Annotated in this window: 9 protein-coding genes; 3 read left to right on the forward strand and 6 right to left on the reverse strand. The window is 39.8% G+C overall.

Annotation, left to right across the window (positions count from 1 at the left end):
• Positions 1–2: 2 nt before the first annotated feature.
• The 4 genes from dpsA to rpsO all read right to left on the reverse strand — a co-directional run bounded on the left by dpsA (position 3) and on the right by rpsO (position 5,163).
• Positions 3–878, reverse strand: coding sequence for a dipicolinate synthase subunit DpsA (gene dpsA, locus CTER_RS04600; RefSeq protein ID WP_004624299.1), 876 nt, complete (start codon positions 876–878; stop codon positions 3–5).
• A gap of 201 nt (positions 879–1,079) precedes the next feature.
• Positions 1,080–2,321 (reverse strand): M16 family metallopeptidase, encoded by a 1,242-nt coding sequence (locus CTER_RS04605; RefSeq protein WP_004624077.1) that lies wholly within the window; start codon positions 2,319–2,321, stop codon positions 1,080–1,082.
• 190 nt (positions 2,322–2,511) lie between these two features.
• Positions 2,512–4,635, reverse strand: a complete 2,124-nt coding sequence (locus CTER_RS04610) for a polyribonucleotide nucleotidyltransferase (RefSeq protein ID WP_004624289.1) — start codon at positions 4,633–4,635, stop codon at positions 2,512–2,514.
• 264 nt (positions 4,636–4,899) lie between these two features.
• Positions 4,900–5,163: a 30S ribosomal protein S15 gene (gene rpsO, locus CTER_RS04615; RefSeq protein WP_004624262.1), complete on the reverse strand. Its 264-nt coding sequence runs from the start codon at positions 5,161–5,163 to the stop codon at positions 4,900–4,902.
• A 255-nt stretch (positions 5,164–5,418) separates the two neighbouring features.
• On the opposite strand from rpsO, the gene CTER_RS04620 reads away from it, so the two are divergent.
• The 3 genes from CTER_RS04620 to CTER_RS04630 are packed head-to-tail and all read left to right on the forward strand — an operon-like array spanning position 5,419 to position 10,025.
• Positions 5,419–6,375: an AAA family ATPase gene (locus CTER_RS04620; protein WP_004624215.1), complete on the forward strand. Its 957-nt coding sequence runs from the start codon at positions 5,419–5,421 to the stop codon at positions 6,373–6,375.
• The gene (locus CTER_RS04625; protein WP_004624045.1) at positions 6,362–7,561 is read left to right on the forward strand and encodes a DUF58 domain-containing protein; all 1,200 of its coding nucleotides are present in this window, start codon (positions 6,362–6,364) and stop codon (positions 7,559–7,561) included. Before CTER_RS04620 ends, CTER_RS04625 begins: the two co-directional genes overlap by 14 nt.
• A gap of 4 nt (positions 7,562–7,565) precedes the next feature.
• Positions 7,566–10,025, forward strand: a complete 2,460-nt coding sequence (locus tag CTER_RS04630) for a DUF4129 domain-containing transglutaminase family protein (protein ID WP_004624218.1) — start codon at positions 7,566–7,568, stop codon at positions 10,023–10,025.
• A gap of 436 nt (positions 10,026–10,461) precedes the next feature.
• On the opposite strand, the gene CTER_RS04635 is transcribed toward CTER_RS04630, so the two are convergent.
• Together CTER_RS04635 and CTER_RS04640 are read right to left on the reverse strand one after the other, a co-directional pair.
• Entirely contained in the window at positions 10,462–12,786 is a 2,325-nt protein-coding gene (locus CTER_RS04635; RefSeq protein WP_004624026.1) for a beta-L-arabinofuranosidase domain-containing protein, read from the reverse strand.
• An 82-nt stretch (positions 12,787–12,868) separates the two neighbouring features.
• On the reverse strand, positions 12,869–13,762 hold the full coding sequence (locus CTER_RS04640; RefSeq protein ID WP_004624094.1) for a carbohydrate ABC transporter permease: 894 nt from the start codon (positions 13,760–13,762) through the stop codon (positions 12,869–12,871).
• Between the last annotated feature and the right edge of the window lies 1 nt (position 13,763).

The raw sequence follows: 13,763 nt of genomic DNA on the forward strand, positions 1-13,763 counted from the left end.
TGTTATACCCCCAACTCTTCTATAATATTAAATACAGTATCCTTAATAAATTCTGCAGCTGTAACAGGGGCAACTTTTCCTGGAAGCGACAGCGCCCAGATGGCTCTGAGTCCAAGGTCCTTTGCTTTATCGAAATCAACTCCGCCCGGTTTCGATGCAAGGTCGATAATCAGGCAATCAGGATTTAAAGTTTTCAAGATATCATTATTCAATACGACGGATGGAATTGTATTAAATATGACATTCATATCTTTTATAGTCTGCGTCAATTCTGATAAACTAACAGTTTTATAGCCAAAGCTTTTAATCCATGCTATATCTGCATACTTTCGTGCCTCAACAAAAACATTTGCACCAATGCCATGCAGCATTTTAGCCAATGTCTTTCCAATCCTTCCGTATCCAAGAACCAATGTATTACTGTTATGTAAAGTTATTGGCATTTCTTCCATTGCTATCTGTATTGCACCTTCTGCAGTCGGAATTGCATTGAGTACTGCCATTTCCTCCCTTTCCAGCATATCAACATTGTATACGTTACATACCTGGGCAAGATGTACAATTTTTTCACTGATTCTTCCTGCGATAAATAATTGATTCTTGGTCATAAGTTTAAAAACATCATGAATCAATATTTTTTCACTGTGGAAAGGTGCGTTTATAAATTCGTTATCGTTTGAGCATGGTATTGGACCAATTATCACATCAGAGCCATTGATGGCTTCTTCCAAAGTGCTGCTTTGCTTGATTTTCACATCAAAGCCTGCTTTGTCAAATCCATATATATTAACCGAATTACCTTCGGCAGCAATAAATTCGGCCAATTTTACATTCCTCAGATCTCCTCCGATAATACTAAATTTTTTCTTTTCAACCACTGGTAGACCCTCCCGTTCCCCGGACCGGATATTTAACTATTTATGACGACTAGTATATTTTATGTATTGGACAAATACCTAGTGCCTGTCCAAACGGGTGCAAAAAAATAAATCATCCGATTAACCTGAATGATTTATTTTTTTCTTCGTGCCGTTAAAAAGCAGAAGCATATATTAAATTTTATCTTTTCTAAGATGTCTCTATATTTCAATTTGTTTTTTTAAATTTCCCACTGCCGACATGCTTAATTTGTCATATCTAAAAATCATATCAATTACTTCTCTGATATTATCTATTGTTATCCTGTCCATTTTTTGAAGTACTTCTTCAGGTGTATTTATCCGTCCAAGCATGAGCTCCGACTTTCCAATACTGTTCATCCTGCTGTTGGTACTCTCAAGGCCAAGGATATAATTGCCCTTGAGCTGCTCCTTTGATTTATCAAGTTCATCCTTTGTAATGCCCTTTTTGATTAAAAGGTCTATTTCCTTTTTTGTCAGGTCGATAACTGTCTGGAGATATTCCGGATTCATGCCTGCATAAATCATAAATAATCCGGCAGTTTTATAGGTTGACGGATATGAATAGATGGAGTATACAAGGCCCTTTTCTTCTCTTATTTTTTGAAAGAGCCGTGAACTCATTCCTCCGCCGAATATATTGTTCAAAGCCAACAGTGAGTAAACCCTGTCATCCCCGTTTTCGATACCTTCAAAGCCCATACATAAGTGAACCTGCTCGGTATCCTTCTCCCTTATTACCTTGTCGGTACGGTATTGGGCGGTCTGATATTTCCTGGCGTTTTCTCCGGTGCGGCTCCAGTTTCCGAAATATTTCTTCACATCTTCAATAAGCCGGTCTTCATCGAAGTTACCCGCTACTGAAATTACTGTATTGTACGGAGTATAGTTATCCTCCATATATTGATTTATCATTTTTTTGTTGAACCCGTCTATGCAGTCCTGAGTTCCCAGTATGGGATAACCCAGTGAGTTCCCGCTCCAAACCATTTCGGAAAATATGTCATGAACCAGCTCCTCGGGAGTATCCTCATACATTCCGATTTCTTCAACAACAACTTTTTTCTCAATTTTAATATCGTTGCCGGCAAACCTGGAATTGAACAGCATATCCGATAAAATATCCAGAGAAATGCCCAAATGGGTATCCAGTGTCTTGGTGTAGTAACAGGTGCATTCCTTACCGGTAAATGCATTTATCTGACCACCGATAGCATCAATACATTCAGCTATTTCCTTTGCAGAACGGTTGGCGGTACCTTTGAAGAGCATGTGCTCAATAAAATGGGAAATGCCATTGTTTTTTACACTTTCATTTCTGGAACCGGTACCCACCCAAATGCCGACTGAGACTGATCTTACGTAAGAAATTTTTTCATATACCAACCTCAAGCCATTATCTAATAAGATTTTTTTAAACATCAAGTCCTCCAAATGCTGTTCTAAATATTTTTGCCTTATATACAAATAACATATCAGAAATAGTAAACTGGGCGTAAACTGCTGTGTCTACGCCCGAATTTACATTTAAAGCACTATATAATATATGTTATAGTAAATTTTTTTGTATAATATATCTCAAATATTGCAATAGTTCCTTTTACTGATTAATTTAGTTATTTTGCTTGTTTGCTTCTTCGCTGCTTTCATCGGTCATTGCATCTTTTCTTGAAAGATTTATTCTGCCCTGCTTGTCTATTTCTGTAACTTTAACAAGGATCTCATCTCCGATATTAACCACATCTTCGACCTTATCTACTCTCTTCTTGTCAAGCTTTGAAATGTGAACAAGTCCGTCTTTTCCGGGTAATATTTCTACAAAGGCACCAAAAGTGGTGATCCTCACTACTTTACCCATGTAAATTTCGCCAGGTTCGATATCCTTTGCTATTCCGTGGATTATTTTGAGCGCCTTTTGAGCTGCTGCCGCATCAGGAGTCAGTATATATACTCTTCCGTCCTCTTCTATGTCGATCTTGACACCGGTTTCAGCTATGATCTTGTTGATCATTTTTCCGCCTGGTCCGATAACATCTCTGATCTTTTCAGGATCTATATTTGTTGTAATTATCTTTGGCGCGTAATCCGACAGCTCTTTTCTGGGAGCCGGAATTGCCTTCAGCATGACATCGTTTATTATCTGGATACGGCCATTTCTGGTGAGTTCAAAGGCCTGGCGGATGATTTCATAGGTAAGTCCGTCAACCTTTATATCCATCTGGATGGCAGTGATACCTTCAACAGTACCTGCAACCTTGAAGTCCATGTCTCCGAAGAAATCTTCTATGCCCTGGATATCCATAAAGGTAATGAAATTGTCAGGATTTTCTTCATCTATTACCAAACCTGCAGAAATACCTGCAACAGGAGCCTTAATAGGCACACCTGCATCCATCAGCGCCAGAGTACTGCCGCACACACTTCCCTGTGAAGTGGAGCCGTTTGACATCAGAACTTCCGATACAAGTCTGAAAGCATATGGGAATTCCTGTTCCGACGGAATTACAGGTACAAGTGATCTCTCAGCAAGAGCACCATGGCCGATTTCTCTTCTTCCGGGTCCTCTTGAAGTCTTTGCCTCACCTACACTGTAGCCGGGGAAATTGTAGTGGTGCATGTATCTCTTGGTTTCTTCCGTATCAATACCGTCCAGCATCTGTACATCTCCCATGGCACCAAGGGTTACGGTTGTCAATACCTGGGTCTGTCCTCTCTGGAAAAGCCCTGAACCATGAGTTCTTGGGAGTACGCCTACTTCTGCCGAGAGCGGTCTTATTTCATCAAGACGTCTTCCGTCAACACGTTTACTTTCCTTGAGGATGTATTCACGGACTACTTTCTTTTCAAGCTTGTAGATTGCATCATTGATTTTTGCCTGCATTTCGGGGAATTGTTCGGCAAGTGCAGCCTGAGTTTCCTCGGTCAGCTTGTTTACTTTCTCGTCCCTGTCCTGTTTGTCGGTTGCCAGCACCGCTTCACGCATTGTTTCATAACCAAAGGCCTTTACGGCTGCAAACAGGTCTGCAGGTACTTCTGCCGATTCATAAGCAAATTTGGGCTTACCGATTTCTTTTACAATATCATTTATAAAATCACATATTTTTTTGATCTCTTCATGACCCTTTTTTATGGCATCCAGCATTATATCATCAGGAACAATGTCGGCACCTGCTTCGATCATTGTTATCTTTTCCTTTGTTCCTGCAAGGGTAACATACATTTTGCTCTTTGCGCGCTGCTCTTCAGTTGGATTTATAAAAACTTCATTATCAATCAAACCTAAAACCACACCGCCGATAGGTCCGTTGAAGGGTATGTCGGAAATGCTTATTGCAATTGATGCGCCGATCATGGCAGCTATTTCAGGTGAATTGTCCTGTTCCACCGACATTACGGTATTTACGACGGCAACATCATTTCTCAAATCCTTTGGGAAAAGCGGTCTGATAGGTCTGTCAATAACTCTTGAAGTCAATATGGCCTTTTCTGAAGGCTTTCCTTCTCTCTTTATGAAACCGCCGGGTATTTTGCCTACGGCATATAAACGTTCTTCATAGTCCACACTTAAGGGGAAGAAGTCTATTCCTTCCCTTGGTGATGCAGATGCTGTGGCTGTTGACATTATCACAGTGTCACCATATCTTATCATTGCGGCTCCGTTTGCCAGCTGAGCCAGCTTTCCGGTTTCAACCGAAAGTGTTCTGCCGGCCAGTTCCATACTAAATGTTTTAAACATGCTAGTCCTCCTAAGTTTTTTTAATTGGTTTTTCATATGCTATTTAAAACTATAGACTGTAGCATGTAGATTCTGCGCCAAACCGTTTTGACGTACAATCTACCTTCTACCGTCCATAGCCATATGCGACATTAATATTATTTCTTCTTTTTTATTTCTTATTTCATTGTAAAATATTTAAATTTTACCACAAAAATATGTACGGTAATCTGCAGAAAGTGAACTAGAAAACAGGCAGGCCTCAGCCTGCCTGTTCTATAATTATTACTTTCTTAGACCAAGTTTCTCAATAATTGCACGATATCTTTCAATATCATTTTTTTGAAGATAGTTTAACAAACCTCTTCTGGCACCAACCATCTTAAGAAGTCCTCTTCTTGAGTGGTGATCCTTCTTGTGAGTCTTTAAATGATCATTGAGGTGATTGATTCTTTCTGTAAGAATGGCAACCTGAACCTCCGGTGAACCTGTATCACCTTCATGAAGCTGATACTTTGAAATAATTTCCTGTTTTACTTCCTTAAACATGTTGTAACCTCCAATTATAAATAATGTTAAACGCCATAAACCAGGTAATTGGATGGAGAACCCAAAAACGTAGTTAATGGTTGAAAAATTGTACCTTTGGTATTTTAGCATATTTCATAATTATTTACAATATTTAATTTATATATGATAAATTAATAATTTTTTGTCCGATTATATAGACATAAATTATATGGAATAAATTGCAACAAAATAATATAATTACTATATACTTGTATTAACGAAGGAGATGATGCAATGAACAACAACTCTGCTCTTTTAAGAAAAATTGCCGACAATGTCGAAAAGGTTATTGTCGGTAAGAGAAATGCGATAGAACTGACGCTGGTTGCTCTGGTTTGCAACGGACACGTATTGCTGGAAGATGTTCCGGGAGTCGGTAAAACCAGTATGGTATCCGCATTGGCAAAGTCAGTCTCTGCTTCCTTCAAAAGAATTCAGTTTACCCCGGACGTTCTCCCTTCAGATATAACGGGCTTCTCCATATATAATCAAAAAACCTGCGAATTTGAATTCAGACCCGGAAGTGCAATGTGTCAGATTTTATTGGCCGATGAAATAAACAGGACCTCACCAAAAACCCAATCCAGTCTTCTTGAGATAATGGAAGAAAACCAGGTCACGGTTGACGGCACCACGTATAAACTTCCCAGGCCCTTTATGGTATTGGCAACCCAGAACCCCATCGAGTATATCGGCACATATCCTTTGCCCGAAGCTCAAATGGACCGTTTCTTTTTGAAAATATCCCTGGGCTATCCCCAGGCCGGTGAAGAAGTTTATATCTTATCCAGATTCCTTCAGGATAATCCTCTGGAAACTCTTGAACCGGTTGCCGAGAGCTCGGACATTCTGAATATTCAAAATGAAGTTAAGCAGGTTTATTTGGATAAAACACTGAAAAACTATGTTGTAGACATTGTCAATATGACAAGAAAAAATGATTACATTGCCCTGGGCTCAAGTCCCCGAGGTTCTCTTGCGGTTTGCCGTGCGGCTCAGGCCTGGGCATATTACCACGGAAGAGATTACGTGCTTCCGGAAGACATAAAAAAAATGCTGCTCCCCACCCTCTCACACCGTATTATTCTCAAGCAGGAAGCTAAATTAAAGAAAATGTCCGCACTTGATATTTTAACCAATATTATAGACAAGGTTTATATACCTTTGGTAGATAATTATGAGAAAAAATAGGATAACATTTATATTTTTATTTATACTGGCCATTATATTCCGGTACAATTTCGGAGGCTTTGCTCCTTCCTTTTTCTTTTTTTCACTGTTGTCACTGCTCATTTTCTCCATTGGTTACACCATTTACGTCTATGCCCGCTTTAAATTTGTTCAGGATATCAATAAAAGAGTAATAACCAAGGGAGAATCTGTAAAGCTTGTGGTCAAGCTCAGCAATGAAGACTTTATAATTTACCCCTATGTTTATGTGTCCTTTTTTGGCTCACATACTCTTTTCAATGCTGAAACCTACTCACAAAGCCTGTCAATTACCCCTTTTTCAAAGAAGGAATTTATTTTTGACATGGAATGCAGGTACAGAGGTGAATATGAGGTGGGAATAAGTGATATTCATATTGAGGACTTTCTCGGCCTTATAAGGTTAAAATATAAACTGCCGGAAACAAAAAAAATTATTGTGTTTCCCAAAATTGAACATCTGACTAAGTTTGATGTATTTACAACAAACAGTTTTGAATCACAAAGCTCATCCCAGGGTGCGGTTGAAGATGTGAATAATATTAAGGATATGAGGCTGTATCAGCATGGTGACAGTTTCAGAAAGATACACTGGAAATTGTCAGCCAGAAGCAATAACTGGATGATTAAAAATTACCAGTGTACTTCCGATGCAAATGTCAATATACTTATAGATCTAAGGCAAAATCCGTATCCGGGTGAGATTACAATCGTTCTGGAAGATAAGATAATCGAAGCAGCTGTTGCGGTATTCAATTATTATCTCCATAAGGGTATATCCGTCAACTACACGTACTTTGATGATAAAATAGAGATTTTAAAGGCTTCCAACAGGCATGAATTTGAGTACATTTATAAAACCTTATCCAACGTACCCTTCAATCAGAAGGTTCCGTTGGCAGACATTGTATCGCTTCATTACGAAAGCAGCAATAACACCAATGATATGATAATCCTTACAAGCATTCTTGATGTTGACCTCTATAATGTTATTTACAAGGCTCAGATGTCCAATCATTCAATCTGTCTGATATATATTTCTCCTAAAAATCTTGTCACCGAGAAATTTGAAGTGGTAAATGACATCCTGGATATCCTGCCTGAAATAGGTGTAAGAGCATATACCGTCAATCCTGACGATGATATAAAAATGGTACTGGGGGGTTAGACTGATGACACGTGAAAATAAATTCGGAATGCTTGCCAATTTAATACTCGTTATGCTTATGTCGGCGAGCATCAGCCAGACACTTTATACTTCATTGTTCATGACCCGCACTCTCAGCCTGATGATATTTATTGCCGTAATACCTATCACCCTGCTGTTTTTTGTTATGTTCAGAACTAAACTTTCATCACTGGTATCCTGTATTTTAATTGCTGTGATACTGACAGCCGGATCTGCAGTAATTATTTTTAAAACCGGTATTGAAAGTGCATTGATCTGGTTGAACCGGTATTCCATCTGGTTTGTGGATATAACCAACGGTTATAAGGACATTTCCGTCCCGGTCTTTACCACAATAACAATACTCTCAACAGCATTTATCATTACTCTGTTTGTTTTTATATTCACCATTAAATTTTACAACTTTTATGTAACCACCATAATGTTCTTCAGCATCTTCTTTGTTCAGCTCCAGCTGAATATTTCAGGAAGCGATTTGTCATTTGTACTCTTTATTTTCTCCTTCCTGCTGTATTATTTCTTTTATATATTGCAGAAAAGAAACGGAGAGAAAACCTATGATGCCGGAAACAGAATCAAATATCTTATTTACATATTACCCGTCTGTATTATAGTTATAGCCATAACCTTCATGTTCCCTCTTAACCAGGGACGTTTTTCCATTCCCTGGCTGGATACCAGAATAGATAAAACCATAGACAGGGTTATCAATAAATTTTCGGGTGTTGATGTTTCTTCCTTTGATTATTTCTCATTTGGCATCTCAGGTTTCGGAAAAACCGACAAATTAGGTGGAAATCTCAAACTGAACAACACCCATGTTATGAATGTTAAAACCGACCATTCAAACCTGTATTTACGCGCTGCTTCAAAGGTTAACTATGACGGGCACCGCTGGTATACCGACGAAGGCAATTTTAATTCCCTGGGTTTGGGACTGGTATATGACAGACAGTTCAATTCCGACACTTCTCTAATGTTTATGGGTCTTTTATCAGCTCTTAAAGGCAGAACTTTTTCACTGGATATGAATCAAAATGACTATTTTGAAAGTTCAGCTGCAGAAGTTGAATTTGTAAATATGAAAACAAAATCAATATTCATGCCGGTCAAAGCTTACAATTTAAAGTTCAGGTCACCGCAGGAGGTACTTCTGGATAATGAGCAGATGCTTTCCACAAAAGATATTAAAGGTAAGGGCTTCTCCTACAACCTTAGATATTTTAATTTGAACCTTAAAAGTGAAAAGCTGATTGACTTGCTGAGAAAAAGCAGTAAATCAGATGTCAGGACCAGCATCCGGAATCAATATAATGTAAGGATACTCAATTCCGACTCTGCAACTCCGGCCGGAAGTACGGATATTAATGATTCCAACGCTGCTCCGGCTTCAAATATCAATGATACTGCCGACTCGATTTACACAAATTACACCCGGCTTCCCGATACCGTTACACCCAGGGTCAGAGAGCTTGCGCAGGAAATTACAAAAGATAAAAGCAACAACTATGACAGGGCCAAGGCAATCGAAACTTACCTTTCAAAAAATTATCCCTATACCCTGGCTCCCGGAACTCCTCCCAGAAGCCGGGATTTTGTGGACTATTTCCTTTTTGACGGCAAAAAGGGCTACTGCACCTATTATGCCTCGGCTATGACAGTGCTGCTGAGATGCCTGGATATACCGGCCAGATATGTTGAGGGATATATTTTACCCCCTGAAAAAAAGGACGGGGTATATAAGGTTACAAATCAACAGGCCCATGCATGGGTTGAAGTTTATTTTGACGGATTTGGCTGGATACCCTTCGAACCAACCTCCCCTTTTGTTGCAAACCTGTACAACGACAGGACAATTTCTGCCACCATCAGCAGTGATATGCTGGATACAGGCTACAATGACTATATGGAAATGATGGACAGGTACAGAAATCAGGGAGCTGCGGTAACTTATGACTTTGATACTGAGACTGAAACTGACTCCGGGATGAAAAAACCGGTATTGACCTTAATTATTATTTCGGCTGCCATAGGTTTGATTGTGCTGGTCATGGGTACAATTGCCTCAATCAATTACTTTAAGTTTTATAATCTTCAGAGGAAAATTAAAAAAGGCGATCCCAATTCTTCAATGTTGATTGCCTATAGCTATATTTTAAAAGCCCTGAAATTCCAGGGGGTTACACTACATCCGGGTGAAACGCCCACCCAGTTCAGTGAAAGGGTTGAAAAAATCTTTGATATCAAGAGCTTTTCTTTCAATAAAACCAGTTTCACTAAAATTTCCGGGTACTACGTAAAAGCCAGATACAGCCGTGATCCTTTAACTCATAAAGAGATTGAACAGACTCTTGAATTCATTAACGTCTTACTGGAATTAATATTTGAGAAATCCGGCAGATTTAAGTTCGGATTCTCAAGATACCTGCTGGGAAGGTTTTAAAGTTGATTAATAACTTAACTTACTGTGCCGATTTGTGCTTTGGCTTTACAGATAGGTTTAACCTGAATCAAATGGTAACTTTCCGCACTAACTTCATAAAATAAGGATGCACAGTTAAAAGGAAAATATACAGGTACTTCCATACTAACTTCAAGCTATAGATTGCACACAAATCGCTTACGTGAAATAGTACGGTTCACAATAAGTATTTTCTTGCCGTCGCAGCAACTCGACATCCGTGTCTCGTGTGCTGCTCAAATTTACATCCTGTCAATTTGACGACAAAAATACTTATTGTTCACTTACAAATTTCAGTAAGCACTTTTACCGTGCTAATCCATAGCTTGAAGTTGTACTCACGTACCTGCATAATCAGCATAAACTGTGCCTCTGGAAAGTTGAGCGACAATTTAACCGGCACTACGGGTCCAAGCTATTAATCACCTGCATATTTTATCTTGAAGTATGCATGGTACGCCACATTATAAGCTGAAAAATTCGGAACCATGAAAAGGCCGCCGGTAATAAAATTCAACGGATCTCCCGCAGGAATAAATGACTTTGATATATCCTCTGAATCCAGAGTAAGCTCTATGTACTTATCAACCTCACTTATTCCCACCATTACCAGTGGCCCGTACATAATAGACGCAACGGACTGATCGTCGGGAGTCCTCTCTGCACGGAAAGTAAATGGCGTTGATATTTCAAGCTGATCTCCCCTGTTCCATTCCCTTGACAGTGTTACATAGCTTCCGACTTGAGCGGCAATATTCTGAACCGTACCATTTATTTTTACCGTGAAACCTTTTTCGATCCAATATGGTACCCGTAACTTTATATCAAGTTTTCCGCTTCCGTCAATCAGAATCTTTATTGCCTGATCAGTCAGATAATCGCCGGTTTGGGTTATTTTAAAACCCTTTTCCTTCCATACGAGAGTTGAAGCCATATATAAATTAACGTATAAAGCCGATTTATCAGCCGAATGAAAATAAATTGAGTCCTGATACTTTGTGTGATTTTCCATCCCCGTGCCGTGGCAGCAGGTGTTGCCATCGGTATCAAACTCCTTGCGGGAACCGGGGCATAAAGGCATAAAGTATGTTGAACCGCCATTTGGAGCACTCTGGTCCTGGGATGCAATTATGTGATTGTAGAGAGCTCTTTCATAGTAGTCCATATACCTGGGTTCGGGACTGTGGAAGAACAGGTCCCTTGTAAGCTTTAACATGTTGTATGTAGAACAGGTCTCAGCAGTCTTATCACCGATATATCTTGCAATCCTGCCGGCTGCCCTGAACATTTCACCCTCACCGTTACCGCCTATATTATAAGTGTGGCTGCTGACAACCATGTCCCAGAAGTTTTTTGCAACTTTATAATAATACGGTTTTTTGTTTTGCAGGAACATTTCCATAACACCAACTACCTGCGGAATATGCTGATTTGAATGAATTCCTCCAAGTGTGTCAATATTTTCAGCCATTGGCACATATAGTTTGTCATTGTCAAAAAATTCTGCCGCTTTCAGGAACTCCTGGTTTCCGGTTAAACCGTAAAGTCTGGCCATTACCCCGTTTATTCCTCCAAACTCGCCTGCAATATACAAAGCCCACATTTTAGCCCGTTTTTCTTCGGTCAGCCTGTTCAATCTGTTATAAACCCAATGCCCCAGCTTTGTACAAATATCAAGCGCCTGTTTGTTTCGGGCATGTACGTAGCAATCAACCAGTCCTGCCATTATCTTATGCAGTGTGTAATAAGGCGCCCATATTTGGGGATATGTGGTCAGTTCCTCCAATTTGTCAAATTGTTCCTCGGAATAACCGCTTAGAAATCCGGGGCTGAATTTACCTGACGCCGCCATTGCAGCCTGGCATTTTCCCAATTCGGATATCATGTAATCAATTTTTTTCTTGAATTTCTCATCCTGGGAACCGGCATATGCCTGAGCTATAGCAGATAGATAATGCCCGGTTGTGTGCCCTCTCAGATTGCAGTCGGGAGCATCCCAGCCCTCTGCGGTCGGAGCATTTTTTGTATCCAGCCCCGACGCCTCACGGAAATTGTAAAGCAGCTGGTCGTCATTAACGGACAAAAGATATTGATAATCCCTGTCTCTTCCTGCCGAGAAGACTTTATCCTCTATGGTCACATTGCTCAGTTCAAACGGTTCTGCTGCTCTTTTATACGGAATACTGCCAGCTTCAGGATCTGCCTCTGTTTCCTCTGAAACTACTTTTACATTGGCCGCTGCCTTCAAGCCGGTTCCTGATACTGTTCCGAAGACTTTAATTAATCCCGGCTTTTGGCAACAGGACTCGTTGATTGCTTCCCACTCTACTTCGGCTATACCGGAGGTTCCATCATCCTTCACAACTATGGCCACTTTGGGGAGCCTTGGGATATATCCCATCCCGCATTGAATGTTGTATTCCTTAACGGCAGTTATAGTGCGTAAACTTTCTTTTTCCAGGACAGTCACTTCAAATTCTCTTTTTTCGGTATATTGACCTTTGGTTACGACAGCTACAAGTGTAACAATTGCATTACCTTTGCCTGCTTCAGGCCGTGTAACTTTACCTTCATTGCTTATGGCATTTAAATATTTTGATTCCCAGGAAATCCCGGAACCATATTTCCCCTCTGCAGGTAATTGCAAGTCTGTTTCCACCGTAAATATATTTCCAAGATATATGCCGGCTTTATCTGCTTTAACAGCGTCAAGGTCAGACATATTATGTGACAACTCTGTCATTATAGTTTTTCTCCTTTCAAAAATAAACTCCATTATTACATTATTTAAATCATCTTAAATTTTCAATCTCCCTGTGCTACCGCTATCCCTTGACAGCTCCAATTGTAATACCTCCTATAAAGTATTTTTGCAAAAACGGGTATACCACCAGTATGGGTACGGTAACCACAATAGTTGTGGCCGCCCTGAAGGTCAAAGGTTTGAGATTTTTAAATTTTGACTGGATCAGCATTTCATTCTGCAGATTCTGCACCATATCCATTTCCAGCAGCAGCCTTCTAAGGTATATCTGAAGCGTATCCCACCTTCCGGAAGGATTATATATCATAACATCAAACCAGGCGTTCCAGTGCTGGACTGCCAAATAGACTGCCACAGCAGCGAAAACAGGCAATGATAAGGGGAGGATAATCTGACAGTATATTCTCAGTTCACTGCAGCCGTCGATTCTTGGAGCTTCCACCATGGACTCGGGCAAATTTTGTATATATGAAGCAATCAATAACATATAATACGCATTTATCAAACCTGGAATCCAATAGACATTAAAGCTGTTTGTCAGGCCAAGGCTGCTGATCAACAGGTATGTAGGTATCAGTCCGCCGCTGAAGTACATTGTCACAACAAACAGAACCCTCATGAATCTTCTTCCCGAGAAATCCCTCAAGGTTACAATATAAGCCAGAAGCCCCGTTGCAAAAAGACAGGTACCTGTTCCTACCAGCACCCTGAATATGGAAATCACTGCACCTTTTAACAGGTGCGGATTTTGAAACAGCCAATGATATCCTTCAAAGGAAATCTTTCTTGGATAGAAATATAAGCCTCCTCTCATTGCATCAGTTCCTTCATTTAAAGATATAACAAACTGATTATAAAAGGGGTATATAACAAAAAAACAAAAGACAATCATAAATACCACATTAAATATATCAAAAATTCTGCTCCCTATTGTGTCCTTATAGTATTTTTTCATT

This window comes from Ruminiclostridium cellobioparum subsp. termitidis CT1112 (genome assembly GCF_000350485.1).
Classification (GTDB): domain Bacteria; phylum Bacillota; class Clostridia; order Acetivibrionales; family DSM-1351; genus Ruminiclostridium; species Ruminiclostridium termitidis.